The organism is Candidatus Eremiobacterota bacterium, assembly GCA_031082125.1.
GTDB lineage: Bacteria > Vulcanimicrobiota > CADAWZ01 > CADAWZ01 > Ess09-12 > Ess09-12.
On sequence record JAVHLM010000014.1, the window covers coordinates 1 to 15,979 of the forward strand.

A 15,979-nucleotide genomic window follows, 5' to 3' on the forward strand; every position below is an offset into this window, starting at 1 on the left:
CCACGTTGGTCTTGACAAAAAGTAGCCTTCTCATGTAAGAGTATCCCGATATGCTGGACCTCGTGAAGGTGGGCAAGCTCAGCCCCGAGCAGGCGCGACATCTTACCAGGGTCTTCATTGAGGGGACCCGCGTCCAGGGGGCGTGGCTCTCCTACGCCCAGGAAGTCCCTGTCGCCACCCTCATGGCCTCGGTCGAGGGATTCCTCCGCTTCGCAAAGAGGGCTGTCCACAAAAAGTGGGACATCCATCCCGAGGCCTTCGAGGTGGCCGTCATGGGGAGGTCCGTCAGAAGGGTTTCCCCCGCAATCTCTAATGCCACGGAACCCAGTGGGGATAAGGGTTTGGATGTCGCAGTCCAGATTTCCGCACAGCAAAAAACAAGGGAAGGGGGACATAGTTCCGGGGGAGCCGTCATCTGGCAGGTCACCCAGGGCGGTGAGCACCCCGAACTCCCCGAAATTCTGTCAATCCTCTCTGGGGACTCCCACAAAGACGGAACCTTCGGGTCAAACCCCAAGGAGAGGGGCGCCCTCATCCGCTTCTTTCTCAAAAAAGATCTCATCCCTCTCTGGAATCACGCCGTGAGGCTCTGGGCCGCCGGCAGGGCAGAAGAAGCCGCCAAGAGCGGGCAGGAGTTCCCCCTCTTCATCGAGGCCCTCCTTGACAGCTTCCTTGAGACCTGGGATCTCCCCGAAAAAAGGGATATCCACAGCCGCACCCTTGCCCGGGACAATTACCAGTGCCAGGCTCCCGGCTGCCGGTGCCGGCGCAATCTGCATTCTCATCACATCATTTTCCGCTCCCATGGCGGCAGCGATAAGCTGCACAACAGAATCGCCCTCTGCTTCGCTCACCATTTAAGGTGCCTCCACGAAGGCCACCTCAAAATCAGGGGCACGGCGCCCCACCACCTCACCTTCATCTTCCCCCGCCGCGGTTGAATCCACTGACCTTTGAATCCCCGGTCCCCCCCCTTTTCCGTCGGCCTGTTAACAAAGTTTTAATACTATTCGCTGGCTTTCACCGGAAAAAATATGATATTATGAGAGTGGGTCAACACTACTTGGAGATTGAAAGGGGTTCATTATGACAGGCATATCAGGCGATTATTCACACCAGAACTACGGCGTCCAAGGCCATCATGGAGACAGGAAGATGCATGGCAAGCGCCATGAGCCCCAGGCGGAGAGAAGCCAGTCTTATGACGACTCGGTGACCATCTCAAAAGGGAAGGAGCCCTCATATTCCCGCGAGGCCTATGAAGCCGCATCGCCATCAAACGGCCAGGAGAAGCCCTCTTCGGGAAGCGGGGGCACCATCAAGATATCAATAATCAACACCCATGACATGCATGGCTATTTCAAGAACATGGCAAACATTGCGGGGCTCATCAACCAGCTCAGGGAGCAGAACCCCGGCGCCATGGTTGTTGATGGTGGTGACGTATGCTACAACCCCCCCTATTCAGACAGGAACCACTATGAGCCCATGCCCGACGTGATGAACCAGATCGGCTACAATCTCGTCTCGCTGGGGAACCATGAGTTCCAGTGGAACAAAGAGGACCTCGACCAGGAGTTCGTCAAAAAGCTCAACTGTGATGTGCTCTGCGCCAATGTGCTCGATCCGCAGACCAAGCAGTATCTCCCCGGCGTGCAGCCCTACCTGATCAAGGATATGAACGGCGTAAAGGTTGGCTTCATCGGCGTCGTTGAGCCAAGGATGGCCACCTCGGCCCATCCCAACGTGGGCCACGACGTGCTCAAGCTCGATCCTGGCGCCACGCTCAAGAAACTCATCCCCGAGGTGAAGGCCAAGGGAGCCGACGTGATCGTCGTGCTCTCCCACCAGGGAATTGATGACGACCCCTCCATGGCAAAACAGGTGAGCGGGATAGACGTGATCCTTGCCTCCCATGACCATCAGATAACCCAGAGCCCTATCACTGTGGGCAAGTTCCCCAACCAGACCTACATCGTGGAATCAGGCTCACACTGCAAGAATGTGGGACTCACCACCATAGAGTATGATCCAAAGAGCAAAGAGGTCGTCGATGTGGAATTCACCCCCTTCCCCGCGAGCTCTCACACCGTGAAGGCTGATCCCGCCGTGCAGGAGATCCTGAACGGCCACAGGGACAGCGGCGGCGGCTCATACCAGGATGGCCAGAATTACCATAAAAAGGGAAAAAGGCACCATTAAGAGCCTGCCGCTGAAAGAGGCCTCACCTCATCAAAGTTTTTGAAATCTTTGGGATTGCTCTCTTTGCAGAGAGGGTCCCTTTATTTTTCAGGAGGTCTCTTTGCATCTTAGGGGGCTCATTTTACCTCTTGGCAGGCTCCTCTGGCATGAAAAGCGAGTCTGTGTTACCATGAAACTGCGAGGGGTTGGGAAAATAAAAATCAGGAGAAACAGCATGGTGACGAATACCGCAAGCGAAGCAGAAAGACTCACCGGTATGCTCCAGGAAGCCCTCACTTTCGAAGGGAAGTTCTCTCAGCAGGAGCTTGAGAGGTTCAGGGAAGGATTCAGGAGAACAGTAGAGGATTTTGCCCGGGAGATGGGCTACCGCGACAGGGAGGAAATGCTCAGGTCCCTCAGCGCTGCCCCGCCGGAGGAGCTTGAGCGCGAGCTGATCCTCATCGGGAAAGAGGTAAAGAGCCGCTCGCGGAACCACATGGATAAGATTGCTGATATTTTTTTCAACAACCCCTGCACCGATTACACTCTCAGGACCATTATCCAGGTGCTGCTTCAGGCGCTGCGAAAGAGAATCACCCTGGCGGAAAACGAGCTTTCAAAGGCCATTGCCGAGATGCTCTACGGCTTCGTGACCCTCACAGCCCTCAGGCTGGAGAGAGTGTAAAGGGCGGGGATGCAAGGCACTTTTAAAGACAGGCTTATTCCCCTTCTCTCAGGCCTTTTCGTTGCCTCTCTCATCATTATCGCCTGGGGAAAGATCCAGATAGAGCTCGCCTATCACATCAGCCTCAGCATCGGGGGAAAGACCAAGTGCTTGATATTCGGGCTCTTTGCCCTCTACCTGATCACGAGGCTGCTGCGCCGCGATTTCCAGGGGGCGAGGTCTCTCTCAGACCCGCTCACGGTCTTTACCCTGTTCTGTACCGCTTCCCTTCTCTGGGCCACAAGGCCTGATCTGGTATTTCTCACCGATAACCTGCTGCCGGCGCTCCTTGGCTATTACATGCTGCGCTATCTTCTGGAGAAGGGTCGGGGTGACGGCATTGAGTACCTGAGGGTCCTCGTGCTTTTCGTGGTCCTTCTCATTCTTCGGGGGCCTGCCGATGCCACGGGGAATTTTCTCACCGATCCCACGGTGATGAGTACCGCTTCGGAGCATCATACCATCACTGCCATGATCATCCTGGCCGTGATGCCGGTGACCTTTGCGCTCCTCGTGATGGACAGGAGCCGTCAATGGTGGTATCGCAGTGCCCTTGTGGTGATGTTCCTGGGGATGATCCTTGCCAATTCCCGCATCGGGTGGTTCACCCTTTTCCCCCTTCTCCTCTTTCTTCTCTGGGCATTCCCTTCGCGCCCCCTGCAGCTGTTCTGCGGAGGGCTCTTTGCCTTTGCCGTGCTTGCCTTTCTTGTCATGTTCCCCCATCTTCATGGAAGGTTCATGACGCTCTTCAACATAGGGCATGACAATGATTTTCTGCTCCGTATCCAGTGCTGGCAGTGCACGTTTCAGATGATCCGCGACCATCTGCTGCTGGGTGTGGGGTTTTCAGTCAACACCTTCATGGAGCATGGCGAGAAGATTGTTCCGGGCTTCATGTACGGCCATGCCCACAACCTTTTTCTCACGGTGCTTGTCCTCACTGGGCTCGTGGGGCTGGCGCTCCTGTTGTGGATCATGGTAAAGATAGCCAGGGGGCTCATCTTTTTCAAGAGGCACGCCGGGGAAGCCTTTGCACCCCTGGCGGCAGGCCTTGGGGGAAGCTTTCTTGCCCTCTTTCTGATGAATCTTCCCGACGTGCTCTTAAACAGCTGCAGGGCGACGCTCGTGGCGAGTCTTTTGATGGCCTTCCTTTTTCATCACTGCAGGGAGAGGGGCGGCGCCTGTTAGGCCTCCGGGGGGGTGCCCTCGATCCCCGTATGGCCGAACCCGCCGTCGCTGCGGGCGGTATCATCGAGCATTTCGCGCTTCACGAGCAGGGCCCTTGCCACAGGGGTGAAAATTATCTGGCCTATCCTGTCAAGAGGCTTCACCGTGTAGTCCTCTTTCCCCATGTTGATGAGCACGACGCATACCTCCCCGCGGTAGTCGCTGTCTATGGTGCCGGGGGCATTCAGGATGGTGATGCCATGCTTCGCCGCAAGCCCGCTCCTGGGCCTCACCTGCCCTTCGAACCCCCGGGGAATCGAGAGGGCAATCCCGCAGGGGATAAGCCTGTATTCACCGGGATGGAGCACTATGGGGGCTTCGATATTGGCATGGAGATCCATGCCCGATGACCCCTCGGTCTGATAGCGGGGAAGCGTTTCGCAAAGATGGGGGGGAAGCTTCCGGCAGGCGATGGTGAGTTCTTCCATGGATACTCCCTGTCATAAGTGGAAATGAATGAGAAAGAGAGGCATGAGCCTCTCTTTCTCTCTCTTCGCAGGGATTCCCTATTGCTTGATGATAAGGCTCCCTGAATAGTTGTTCTGTAATTGCGGTGTCTGGCTCCCGTCATCGACATAGAGCTGCACCTTGGGGCTTGCATAGTTAAAGGCCTGAGATGCTGATATCGAGGATCCCCCCGTTGCTGCGGCGGGCCCTATGGTTGTGCCGTTCCCCAGGCCCTCCATGAGGTAGTAGGTGAACACGCCATGCTCAAGGCCTGAGCTCTCCAGCGAAGTCTGCGAGCCGCGGCTTGCGGCAAGGAATACCAGGTTGGAGATGGATTCAAGCTGGCGGGCGAGGTCTTTGCCCTGGAAGTTCTCAGCTGAGCCCGGGAGCGCTATGTAGCGCGACTTCATGGCACCTTTGCCTTTTCCGATGAACCCCCCTGAATAGCAGGAGTCAAAGATGATGACTTTCTTTGCGCTCGTGTTGACGGCAGATACCCACGTGTTGAGCTCCGTTGCGCTGATGCACCGTGAGGCCTGCCCTTCAAAGTCAATAGGGACGATATAAGTTCCTCCCCCAGAGTTTGACCCATGGCCTGAATAGTACATCAGGAACATGTCACTGGCGGTGACCTGGCTTGCCATCGTGCTTATGGCGTTCTGGATGGCGCTCTTGGTGGCAGCGCTGTTGGAGAGGGTCGTCATGGAAGCGCCGCTCCAGAGGGCGCTCGTGGTAAGGCATCCCTTGAGGCCGTTCACATCGTTCACGCACCAGTTGAGGGGGCTTGTGGGGTAATCATTGATGCCCACGAAGAGCGCATATACTTTACCTGGGCCGGAGCTCCCTATGGTGAGAGGCACCGAATTGCTCGGGAGGCTGCTCCCATTCATGAGGGAGACATTCACCGTACTTGCCGTTGCGGCAATGGCGGCGGGCACGGGACATGAGATCTGTGTATCTGCCCAGCTGAGACCTGTCGTGACGGTGACAGGCGTCTCGGTGCCGCGCTGGAAGGAGACGTACCCCGTTCCCTGGGCTGCACCAAAGCCGCTTCCCGTGAGGATGACTGTTGAAGTGCTGCTCTGGGCGATTGATGAAGGCGAGATTGAGGTGATGAGGGGCGATCCCGAAGGGAGCACCTGGAATGACGAGGCGCTGCTCGTGCCCGTCACGTTGGTGACCGTCACGTTATAGGTTCCCTGCACCAGAGATGAAGGACTGGTAAGCACGAGGTAAGTATTGGTCCACTGTGAGAAGGTGCTGACCGTGATGGGCGTCTCCGTGCCCTTCTGGAAGGTGACGGAGCCCTGGGTGGTCCCGAAGTAGTTGCCCGTGATGGTGAGGGTGGTGGTGGTGCCCACCGTCGCTGCATTGGGTGAAAGGGCGGTGATGATGGGCGCGCTCTGCGCTATGGCCGTGATCGTGTTGGCTGTTGATTCTGTTATAGAGGAGTTTATCGATTCTCCTCCCGTGACTATGGTGACCACGACCACATATTTCTGCCCTATGGTAAGATCGGGCACTATGCACTTGATCTGGGTGGTGCTCCATGAATTGTAAACGGCTGCATCAACGCTTGATCCGCCGATGGTGGTGCTCATGAAGGTGACCTTGCTCCTGGTGGTGTCAGCTCTCAGCCCGCGGGTGGAGCCGAAATCGGTGCCGCTGATGACACATTCATTGCCGGACGCAAGGCTTGTGCCTCCCTGGCTGTTGGCTACGCTCGTTACCACGGGGGGATTCGTTACGGTTCCTCCTCCTCCGCCATAGTAGTATCCTCCTCCGCTGTCGCCGCTTCCTCCGCCGCATCCGCTGAGGATGAGGCACGATGCAAGGAGCATCACCAGAAACATTGGTGCTGCAAGATGCCGAGTACGCTTTTTCATCATTCTCCTCCTTGTGGTAATGTTATATGTGACACAATTGCAGTGCAATTGGAAACCTGAGGGGCGTCTCTCCTTCTCCGGGGTAAGTAATTAGTACAATTTTACAGAACCAAGGTAATTCCTTCTCATGGTGAGTAGGACTTTATCGGCTCCAGGGGAAATACCCTGGACGGGAACATTTATTCCCTGAGCTATTAAGATGAGGCGGTGGAGAAAAGGATGCAGCACAAGGTGGAGTTTTTCCGTCACAACATAGGGGACGAGGAGATCGCAAGGGCCATGGCGGTCCTCAATTCCCTTTTCCTCACCACGGGCGAGGAAGTATCACTCTTTGAGTCCAGGCTTGCGGAATACCTGGCCCTCCCCCATGCCGTGGGCCTTACAAGCGCCACGGCAGGCCTGCATCTATCCCTTCTTGCCCTTGGTGTCGGTGCCGGCCACGAGGTTATCACCACGCCTCTCTCCTTCGTCGCCTCGGCCAATGCAATCCTGATGGCAGGGGCGCGGCCTGTCTTTGTCGATGTGGAGGATGAGACGGGGAACATTGACGCTTCCCTCGTGGAGGGCGCCATCACGGAGAAGACAAGGGCCATACTCCCCGTGCACCTCTACGGGTCCATGTGCGATATGAGGCGCCTTCGGGAAATAGCCGACAGGCATCGCCTCGTGATTGTAGAGGACTGTGCCCACGCCCTGGAAGCGTCCCGTGACGGGGTAAGGGTGGGCCACCTCGGTGACACGGCCGTCTTCAGCTTCTATGCCACCAAGAGCATCACGAGCGGCGAGGGAGGCGCCGTGGCGACCCGCCACGGCAGGTGTGCCGGCGGGCTCAAGATGCTCCGCTCCCACGGCATAGAGTCTGATGCCCATGACCGCTATACCCGCTTATACCGCCACTATGACATGGTGCTTCTCGGGTGGAAATACAACATGGATAACCTCCAGGCAGCGCTGCTCATTCCGCAGCTTGCCCGTGCCGAGGAGTATCTCGCGAGGCGCTCACTGATAGCCGCCCGTTATGAAGAGGCTTTTTCACGTCTTGAAGGAGTGAGCTTCCCTCATGTGCCTCAGGGCGCCCGGAGCGGCAGGCACCTTTTCACCATCCAGGTTGATCCGCACCTCCGCGACAGGCTCCTGTGGGCTCTCCAGGAGCGCAATATCGGCGTGGCCGTCAATTTCAGGGCGATTCATCTGATGAGCTACTACCGTGAGACGTTCGGCTTTCAGAGGGGGATGTTCCCCCGGGCCGAGAGAATAGGGGACTCCACCCTTTCGCTTCCCCTCTATCCAAAGCTCACCGACGGGGAAATCTCCCGGGTCATCGAGGCCATGGAAGAGAGCCTCGCCGGATTAAAGAAGGGGTGAGGAGCCTGAGGGTTTCGTGAAGAAATGAAAAAAGGAGAGGCGCGATGCCTCTCCTTTTTATTGGGTATGCCTTGGCTCTTACTTTATCGTAAGACCCGACGAGTAGTTATTCTGCATCTGGGGATTCTGGGAGCCGTCGTCCACGTAGGCTTTCACCAGCGGATCGGCGTAGTTGAAGGCGTCCTGTGCGCTTATGGTGGTCGCCCCCATGGCGGCGGCGGGGCCGATGGTCGTTCCGTCACCGAGCCCCTGCATCACGTAGTAGGTGAATACGCCGTGCTGGAGGGAGGAGCTTTCAAGGGAGAGCTCCGAACCCTGGCAGGCCGCAAGGAACACCAGGTTCGGGAGGGACTGAAGAGCTTTGGTGAAGCCGGGCCCCTTGAAATTGGGGTCAGAGCCCCTGATGGCCTTGTACCTTATCCTTGTTCCCGGGGGCAGGCCCTTGCCTATGAAGCCGCCCGAGTGGCAGCTGTCGAAGATCATGCACTTCTTGGAGCTGCTGTTCAGAGGGGTGAGCCACGTGTCAAGCTCGGTGTTGCTGATGCAGGTCGCGGCACTGTCACCGTCAACGGGCACGATATAGTAGTTGCTTCCTGAGTTTGAGCCGTGGCCCGAGTATTGCATGAAGAACATGTCGTTTGCGCCCACCTTTCCCACAATGGTGGCGATGGCGCTCTGGATGCCGCTCTTTGTCGCCGCGGCATCGGTGAGGGTGGTGATGTCGGCTCCGCTCCAGGTGGAGCTCGAAGTGAGGCAGCTCTTCAAGCCGTTTATGTCGCTGACGCAGTAATTGAGGGGGCTGTCCGGGTAAGCATCGATGCCCACAAAGAGGGCATAGATCTTGCCGCTTGTGCTTCCGCCCACGGTGAGCGTGGCGGCGCCGCTCGACTCGCCTTGAGAGCTTGTCACCGTCACATTGTAAGTGCCTGAATTGGAATACACGTCAGAAGGCGTGGCACAGGTGATTTTTGTGCTTGTCCAGGAAATGGTGGTGCTCTGCGTGATGGGTGTCTCCGTGCCTTTCTGGAAGGAGACAGAGCCTTTCTGGCTGCCGAAGCGCACGCCGTTGATGGTGAGAGTCGTTGCAGAGCCCTGGGAGATGGAACTGGGCGAGATGCTGGTAATGCTTGGGCCGGAGCTGCTCGTGACGGTAATGTTTTGAGCGGTGCTTGTCACACCTCCGCTTGTGTGCACCGTGACGCTTATCACTCCTGATGAGACCGCCGAGGGCACTTTGCATACCACGGCGGTCGTAGACCAGCTGCTCGTGGTGGTCTGCTGTATTGCCGTGTCGGTGCCTTTCTGGAAGGCGATATAGCCTGAGCCCTGGGTGCTTTCGAAGTTGTTGCCGGTGATGGTGATGGATGTTGAGGCGCCCTGGGTGACGGTGGAGGGGGTGATCGAGGTGATGATGGGCGAGGTGCTGCTCGCTATGGTAAGGGATGCGGCATTGCTCAGCTCACCGGTGTTTGAGCGCACATAGACGCTTATATTTCCTGTGGGGGCGGTCCCCGGGATGATGCAGACCACCTGGGTGGCGCTCCACGAGGTGACGGTGCTCTGGCTCACCGGCGTGTCGGTGCCTTTCTGGAACCTCACGTAGCCGCTGCCCTGTGAAGAGCCGAAGTTGACGCCCGTGATGGTGAGCGATGCGCCCTGCGCCGATGTCTGCGGCGAAATGCTGGTGATCTGCGGAGGGTTCGAGGATGAGGGCACCACGGTATTCGCCGCTGATGCCGTAGTGTTTGAAGAGAGATCTCCTGTTGCCGTCACTATTATCACTACGACGGTATACTGCTCACCGTACTGGAGGGCTGTAGGAACGGTGCAGGTAATCGACGTATTGCTCCATGACTTGTAAGCGGTGGCTTCCACATAGGTGCCGTCAGTTTTTACGAACCTCACGGAGCTTGAAGCTCTCACCGACTCGCTGCGCGTGTTGCCGAAGCCCACACCGCTCACGGTACAGTCATTGCCGGGGGAGATGGTCGCACCGCCCGAGCTGTTGGTGACGCCGGTCACAATGGGGCTCGGGGTGGTGGTGGAAGTCGATGAAGTGGGGCCGTAATAGGGATAGGAATTGTTGCCCTTGTTGTAGTCTCCCCCGCAGCCTGCCACGAGGCCGGCGAGCAGCAGAATCACCACGAGGGCCGGGAGCAGAGTGCTCTTAGTGTTCTTCATAAGCTTTTCCTCCTTTTTGTTATAAGCGGGAGAGGCTAGCTTCCCCTCCCGCAGGTGTTTTGCTATTGTTTTATCTCGAGTTCCCCGCTGTAGTTGTTCTGCAGCACGGGGTTCTGATCCGGGTTGTATACCGTGGTGAGGGGCGACGAATAATTGAATAGCTCGCTGGCCGATATGGTGCCGTCCTTGTTGGAGTCGGCAGAGCCAATGGTGCTGCCGCTCCCGAGTCCCTGGATGAGGTAATAGGTGAAAGCACCGTGGCCGAGGCTCGGACTCTCGACGGAGAGCTCACTTCCTTTGCAGGCTCCCATGAATACCAGGTTTGAGAGCTGCTCAAGAGCTTTTGCAAAGTCTGTGCCTGAGAAGCGCTCCTGCGACTTAGCCATTCTCATGAAGCGCACCTTGTCACCTTTTGCCTTGTTGACAAAGCCGCCGGAGTTGCAGGAGTCAAAGATGATGCACTTGTTGCCTGACACGCTGCTCAGGGCAGTCTGCAGCTCGTTTGCCCCGATACAGCCGCTGTAACTGGAGGCGTCAGTGGGGACGATGTAGGACTGGCTTCCGTCATTTGTGCCGTGGCCTGAGTAATAGAAGAAGAAGAGGCTGCCTGAGCCTGCCTGGGCGCCCAGTGACGAGATTTTGCTCATTATGGCCGTCTTGGTGGCATCGTAATCGGTGAGGGTCTCGACGGTGGCACCGTTCCAGAGGGAGCTCTGGGTGAGGGATTCCTTCATCCCGTTCACGTCGTTCACGCACTCCCCGAGATCATTACTGGGGTCAGTGTATTTATTGATGCCCACGAAGAGGGCATAGATGCCGCCGCTTCCGGAGGGGCCGCCCACGATGGTGTGGGGGCCCGTGGTGGTCTCAGAGAAATAAAGGGCCATCTTGCCCATGGTGCTGCTCACCGCCGAGTAGGTGGTGGCGCTCACGTCATAGGCGGTGACCTGTACATATACCTTGCTCTTGTTGGTAAAGACGGCGGGGATGGTGCATGACGTGGCCTGGGAGAGCTGATCCTTCCCGGTGGCGACAAACTCCTGGGGTTTATTTATGGGGGAGACCATCTCGGGATCGACGTTGCACCAGCGGGCCTGATGGGTGGTCTCGGTGCTTCCCGGCGTGGTCGTCCCTTCGGTGATGGCCATGATTTTATAGCGGTAGTTACTTCCGAGGCTTGTCCAGCTCACGCTGATAGTGCCGTCGTTATTTACCGTGCTCGTCACCTCGAGTGCCGAAGGGATCCCCTGGGAGGCGGTGATTGGTGCGTCGCCGAGGGGAGAGGTGATGGTGTAGGAGCCTGTGGCCGGTGAAGGGTTCATCCCTGACTTGACCTGGTAGCTCTCTTCCGTGGTGGTTTTCGAGCCGTATGAGCCGACGATGGGATAACCATAGTAAGTTCTTCCCACGATTGTACTATAGCCGGCATAGGCATTCACCGCGAGGTTCTCCGTCGTTCCGCCCGGGAGAGCCACCGTGTAGGTTCCCGACGGTATGCCTGTTGAAGTGTGGGGATAGACAAGGGCATAGACACCCTGGCTTGTCGTCGAGAACTTGGTTGCATAGAATCCCAGCACTGACGTGGCCTGGAGGGTCGTGGCCGTGTCGATGGTGGCGCTCACCTCGTCGCTTGCAGCCCCGCAGTAAAGATTATTCGCCAGGCTTGTATAGACATAGAGCCTGTAATAATAAGTACCCGCGTTGCCGGGGGTGTCGGTGAAGCCCGTCGTTCCCTGGGTCGTGATGGTCGTCACCAGGTTTGCATCAATGCCTGTCGCGCCCTTGGTGGTGCTGCGGTAGATCCGGTAGCATGAGAAACCGGGCTCCGATGAGGCATTCCACGAAAGGGCCACGGAGGTTGCCTTTGTACCCCTCGCCGAGGCGGTGCAGGTGACAGGCTGGGGAATGGTCATTGTCGTGGTGCCGGCGCCTGAAGGCTTGGAGAATACCCTCACGGGATTGATGCTGGTGGGGGTGAAAGCGACGTTCACCGTGCCGAGGCTCTGGGATCCGCCGCAGGTGCCGCCCGAGATGTTCACATTGTAAGGGACAAGGGTATAAAGGGTCGCCGTGAAATCTCCCTGTGAGTTGGTGCGGGCGGTGGTGGTCCATGAGTTGCCGTTGGCATCAACGAAAGTTCTTGCGATAGTGACCGTGGCATTTGACACGGGGACGCCATTCTCGCCCTGCACCCTTCCGTAAAGTGTCGTAGTGATGTCACCGCCGCCTCCTCCCTCGTCAACGGTGTAGGCAGTGGCATTGAAGGGGCTTCCGCTCCCGTAGCTGCTGCATCCGTTGATTACGAGTCCGATGGCAAGCAGGCAGAGAAGGGGAGCCAGGAGGCTCAATAACGTTCTTTTTCTCATACTGTGCTCCTTTCTTGTCCTTTTACAGGTATCGTTCTCACGTGATGAGAGGAAAGACTCCCCTGGTATCTGTGAAATGGCAGATTTTATTCCAGAGAGGTCTTGAGAAGAATTCTTGGAAACCATGAAAAATCCTCTCCATGGGTGCCCTTTCATGACAAAATCATGGGGGTCATTCCCATGGCTTTCGAGGAGGATACGAAGGATAAAGGAGTTCTGTCGCGAATTCATTCTGGCGGATACTTACGGGGTGGTGATGGTATGGATTTTCTTTCCAAGATTACCGGGAAGCTTCCAGAACAGAAGATCAAAGAGAAGAGGTTCGTAGACCGTCGGCACTGCTCCATTGATGTCACCCTCCTGAAGGACGGGAAGGAACGTATTCCCGCGGTGATAAAGGATATTGCCGTGTACGGCCTTGGCATGGAGTGCTCAAAGCCTTTCAGGAAGGATGAGCAGGTTGATATCATAGTGCCCAAGGACAAGGGGGTCTTCAGCAAGTTCAGGTTCAGCCAGGACACGGTGAAGGCTAGAGTGGTCTGGACGCGGAAAAAGAAAAATGTTGAAATCTACGCGGCAGGGGTGAGGTTCGCCGATTCAAGGATCAATCTGAGGGATTCCTGGGTCTTCGGCCTCCTGGGCCTCTACGGGTTCCAGGTGAAATACTCGGAGCAGCGCAGAAAGGTAATCCGCTACCCCACGTCCATCAAAGTGAAGTACATTGAGCCCCGGGGCTATTACAACGGATGGGGGACCTTGGTGGACCTCTCGCTGGGAGGCCTCTCAATGCTCACCCATGAGGAGATACAGAAGCAGGTGGTCCTTGATTTCGAGCTGGGACCTTCCCATAAGCTTCCCATTCTTTACCTGAGGGGGACGATCACCTGGAACGGCTACTCAAAGAGGGACAAGACGCCTATTGAAGGCGTTGAGTTCGTGAAGCTCAACGCTGCCCAGGAGAAGCTCCTCCATAAGTATATGATGGACATCGTGGAGGAGCTTGCCCAGAAATGAGCCCGCCGCGGGCCGGAAAGAAGAACTATGGCACTATATCTTGTCACCGGCGGGGCCGGCTTCATAGGCTCCAATATCGTGGAGCACCTTGTCTCTGCCGGTGAGAAGGTAAGGGTGCTTGACAATTTCTCCAATGGCAGGGAAGAGAACCTGGCGCACCTTCGCGGGAAGATTGAGCTTACAAGGGGAGACATCCGCGACCGGGCGGCAGTGAGTAAAGTCCTGGAAGGCGCCGATTTCGTGCTCCACCAGGCAGCATTGGGCTCTGTGCCACGCTCCATAGCCGATCCTCTTGAAACCAACAGCGCGAATGTGGACGGTACCCTCCTGATGCTCCACGAGAGCGCCCGGGTCGGTGTGAAGCGCTTTGTCTATGCCTCGTCGTCGTCGGTCTACGGGAGTGCCACGGGGCTCCCCAAGAGGGAGGACATGGCGTGCCAGCCCATATCTCCCTACGGAGTCTCCAAGTATGTGGGAGAGCTCTACTGCAGGATCTTTCACCAGGTGTACGGGGTTGAGACGGTGATTCTCCGTTACTTCAATGTCTTCGGGAGGCGCCAGGATCCCATGTCCCAGTATGCCGCCGTCATTCCGCGCTTCATCACGGCTCTTTGTGAGGGTCAATCGCCCGTTATCTACGGTGACGGAACGCAGACCCGTGATTTTACCTTCGTGGATAACGTGGTGCAGGCGAACCTCAAGGCATGTACCCCGGGGTTTGCCTCTTTCGGCGATCCCCTCAATATTGCCTGTGGCGGTGGCCATACCCTTCTTGAGCTTTACGACCGCATCTCCTGCCTGCTGGGAAGAGAGATTCCCCCCTCTTTCCAGGCCATGCGCTCAGGGGAAGTGATGCACAGCTTCGCCGACATCTCCAAGGCCCGGAGCCTCCTTGGCTATGAACCTTCCGTCGATTTTAAGACCGGGCTGGAATACACGGTGGCCTGGTACCGGCAGGCCGCGCCTCTTTCTTAATAAGCCCCTTTCCTCGAGAGGACGATGAAGACCGTCCTTACCAGGATCACCAGGTCCATCCAGAGCGACCAGTTTCTCACGTAATAGATGTCCATTTTGCAGCGGTCCTCAAAGGAGAGCTCATTGCGGCCGCTTACCTGCCAGAGGCCCGTTATCCCCGGCTTGGCCACCAGGATGGTCTTTTCCATGCGGTTCATCTTTCTTATCTCAGAGGGGAGATAGGGGCGGGGGCCTACAAGGCTCATGTCGCCTCTGAGCACGTTCAATACCTGGGGGAATTCATCGACGCTCGTCTTGCGCAGCCACCTGCCCACGGCGGTGACGCGGGGATCACCGGACCTGAGCTTTGCAAATTTCTCCCACTCCCCGCGCTTTTCAGGGTGCTCGTCAAAGTATTTCTGAAGCCTCTCGGGCCCGTCGATGTACATGGTCCTGAACTTGAAGCAGGGGAACCTTCCCTTCCTGTCCCGCTGCCCCAGGCGCTTCTGGATGAAGAGCACGGGGCCGGGGCTGTCGAGCTTTATGGCCAGGGCGATGAGAAGGAAGAAAGGGGCCCCGGCAATGAGCACCACCGTGGAGAGCACAAGGTCTATCGTTCTCTTGATGAAAATGTTCCAGGGCTTCTTCAGGTTGATGTTGATGTTGATCATCAGGAACTCGCTGATGGACTCTATCTCGGCGCCTATGGTGGCCACGCCGAAGAAGTCGGGGATGATCTTGATGCTTTCCACGTAGTTTTCGCAGAGCTCCACGATCTCTATCAGCCTCTCCCTCGAGAGGGCGGGCATGGCGATGATGACGTCGAGGGCCGTGGTGTCCTTGAGGGTCTCCTTGATATCGCTGGTTTTTCCCAGCACCCTGATTCCCTCGATGAGGGCTCCCGCCTTTTCAGGGTCGTCATCGAGAAATCCCATGACCTGGTAGCCAAGGAACTTATCCTTCCTGAGGCTCTTCGCCACAAGGCCGCCGGTCTTCGCGGCGCCCAGGACCAGCACCCGCTTCTTCCAGAGCCCCCCGTCAAAGGAGACCGTCTTTGTGGCATACCTGAGGGCAGGGATGAAGAGTGCTGCAAAGACGATTGAGAATACGAAGACCACGCGGGATATTATCCCGGTGAGGTGCACAAGGGTGATAAGGGCGAGGGTGAAGACCATATAGAGGATAAGGGCCTTGAAGATATGCTTCAGCTCAAGCTGGAAGGGCCTCCGTTTAAAATAAAGGCCTTCCATGAAGAAAAATATTGAGAGAGGGGCAATGAGCCACCAGAGGGGCGCGTAGTCATAGAGTGAGAAGCTGTACACGGGCGCCCGGCTGAAATTCTGCGGGATGACGTGGATACGGAGGTGATGGGCCAGCAGGAATGAGAGCAGAAAGGCGCCGCTGTCGGCAATGAGAAGGATCACGACCATGAGGATCTTGCGGAAGAGGTTGTTTACCTTTATCCATTCGAGCGTTCTCCTGAGCGAAAAGGTATTCATCTCCCACCTGCGGGGCAAATCGGTTTCTTGCGCCGCTCGCCTCTCGAGTCCCGGCCTTCCCTGCTTCTACGGCTTTCATGAAATTACCTTCATTGAGGTCTCATTAAGAGGGAAATAGGTGGAGGCTGGTAAATA

General features: G+C 56.9%; 12 protein-coding genes. 7 read left to right on the forward strand and 5 right to left on the reverse strand.

Going from position 1 to position 15,979, the window contains the following annotated elements:
- The first annotated feature begins 50 nt into the window (after window positions 1-50).
- The 4 genes from RDV48_15890 to RDV48_15905 all read left to right on the forward strand — a co-directional run bounded on the left by RDV48_15890 (window position 51) and on the right by RDV48_15905 (window position 4,093).
- Window positions 51-941 carry a hypothetical protein gene (locus tag RDV48_15890; protein MDQ7824283.1) on the forward strand — a complete coding sequence of 297 codons (891 nt, stop codon included), beginning with the start codon at window positions 51-53 and terminating at the stop codon, window positions 939-941.
- 145 nt (window positions 942-1,086) lie between these two features.
- Entirely contained in the window at window positions 1,087-2,202 is a 1,116-nt protein-coding gene (locus tag RDV48_15895; protein ID MDQ7824284.1) for a bifunctional UDP-sugar hydrolase/5'-nucleotidase, read from the forward strand.
- 214 nt (window positions 2,203-2,416) lie between these two features.
- Window positions 2,417-2,866: a hypothetical protein gene (locus RDV48_15900; protein MDQ7824285.1), complete on the forward strand. Its 450-nt coding sequence runs from the start codon at window positions 2,417-2,419 to the stop codon at window positions 2,864-2,866.
- 9 nt (window positions 2,867-2,875) lie between these two features.
- Window positions 2,876-4,093 carry an O-antigen ligase family protein gene (locus RDV48_15905; protein ID MDQ7824286.1) on the forward strand — a complete coding sequence of 406 codons (1,218 nt, stop codon included), beginning with the start codon at window positions 2,876-2,878 and terminating at the stop codon, window positions 4,091-4,093.
- Here RDV48_15905 and dut read toward each other — a convergent pair.
- Window positions 4,090-4,560, reverse strand: coding sequence for a dUTP diphosphatase (gene dut / locus RDV48_15910; GenBank protein MDQ7824287.1), 471 nt, complete (start codon window positions 4,558-4,560; stop codon window positions 4,090-4,092). The genes RDV48_15905 and dut overlap by 4 nt on opposite strands.
- Before the next feature lie 78 nt (window positions 4,561-4,638).
- Complete coding sequence (locus RDV48_15915; protein ID MDQ7824288.1) at window positions 4,639-6,468, reverse strand: caspase family protein; 1,830 nt, start codon at window positions 6,466-6,468, stop codon at window positions 4,639-4,641.
- A 216-nt stretch (window positions 6,469-6,684) separates the two neighbouring features.
- On the opposite strand from RDV48_15915, the gene RDV48_15920 reads away from it, so the two are divergent.
- Window positions 6,685-7,830 (forward strand): DegT/DnrJ/EryC1/StrS family aminotransferase, encoded by a 1,146-nt coding sequence (locus tag RDV48_15920; protein ID MDQ7824289.1) that lies wholly within the window; start codon window positions 6,685-6,687, stop codon window positions 7,828-7,830.
- 78 nt (window positions 7,831-7,908) lie between these two features.
- On the opposite strand, the gene RDV48_15925 is transcribed toward RDV48_15920, so the two are convergent.
- Entirely contained in the window at window positions 7,909-10,011 is a 2,103-nt protein-coding gene (locus RDV48_15925) for an IPT/TIG domain-containing protein (GenBank protein MDQ7824290.1), read from the reverse strand.
- A gap of 62 nt (window positions 10,012-10,073) precedes the next feature.
- Window positions 10,074-12,377, reverse strand: coding sequence for a caspase family protein (locus tag RDV48_15930; GenBank protein ID MDQ7824291.1), 2,304 nt, complete (start codon window positions 12,375-12,377; stop codon window positions 10,074-10,076).
- A gap of 261 nt (window positions 12,378-12,638) precedes the next feature.
- Here RDV48_15930 and RDV48_15935 point away from each other — a divergent pair, with 261 nt between their 5' ends.
- Window positions 12,639-13,391: a PilZ domain-containing protein gene (locus tag RDV48_15935; GenBank protein ID MDQ7824292.1), complete on the forward strand. Its 753-nt coding sequence runs from the start codon at window positions 12,639-12,641 to the stop codon at window positions 13,389-13,391.
- A 27-nt stretch (window positions 13,392-13,418) separates the two neighbouring features.
- Window positions 13,419-14,366 (forward strand): SDR family oxidoreductase, encoded by a 948-nt coding sequence (locus RDV48_15940; GenBank protein MDQ7824293.1) that lies wholly within the window; start codon window positions 13,419-13,421, stop codon window positions 14,364-14,366.
- On the opposite strand, the gene wbaP is transcribed toward RDV48_15940, so the two are convergent.
- Entirely contained in the window at window positions 14,363-15,844 is a 1,482-nt protein-coding gene (wbaP, locus tag RDV48_15945; protein ID MDQ7824294.1) for an undecaprenyl-phosphate galactose phosphotransferase WbaP, read from the reverse strand. The two genes, RDV48_15940 and wbaP, sit on opposite strands and share 4 nt — an antisense overlap.
- Window positions 15,845-15,979 lie beyond the last annotated feature (135 nt).

Coding starts and splice junctions, on each gene's coding strand:
- RDV48_15890 (MDQ7824283.1), top strand. CDS start 51: ATGCTGGACCTCGTGAAGGTGGGCAAGCTCAGCCCCGAGCAGGCGCGA.
- RDV48_15895 (MDQ7824284.1), top strand. CDS start 1,087: ATGACAGGCATATCAGGCGATTATTCACACCAGAACTACGGCGTCCAA.
- RDV48_15900 (MDQ7824285.1), top strand. CDS start 2,417: ATGGTGACGAATACCGCAAGCGAAGCAGAAAGACTCACCGGTATGCTC.
- RDV48_15905 (MDQ7824286.1), top strand. CDS start 2,876: ATGCAAGGCACTTTTAAAGACAGGCTTATTCCCCTTCTCTCAGGCCTT.
- dut (MDQ7824287.1), bottom strand. CDS start 4,560: ATGGAAGAACTCACCATCGCCTGCCGGAAGCTTCCCCCCCATCTTTGC.
- RDV48_15915 (MDQ7824288.1), bottom strand. CDS start 6,468: ATGATGAAAAAGCGTACTCGGCATCTTGCAGCACCAATGTTTCTGGTG.
- RDV48_15920 (MDQ7824289.1), top strand. CDS start 6,685: ATGCAGCACAAGGTGGAGTTTTTCCGTCACAACATAGGGGACGAGGAG.
- RDV48_15925 (MDQ7824290.1), bottom strand. CDS start 10,011: ATGAAGAACACTAAGAGCACTCTGCTCCCGGCCCTCGTGGTGATTCTG.
- RDV48_15930 (MDQ7824291.1), bottom strand. CDS start 12,377: ATGAGAAAAAGAACGTTATTGAGCCTCCTGGCTCCCCTTCTCTGCCTG.
- RDV48_15935 (MDQ7824292.1), top strand. CDS start 12,639: ATGGATTTTCTTTCCAAGATTACCGGGAAGCTTCCAGAACAGAAGATC.
- RDV48_15940 (MDQ7824293.1), top strand. CDS start 13,419: ATGGCACTATATCTTGTCACCGGCGGGGCCGGCTTCATAGGCTCCAAT.
- wbaP (MDQ7824294.1), bottom strand. CDS start 15,844: ATGAATACCTTTTCGCTCAGGAGAACGCTCGAATGGATAAAGGTAAAC.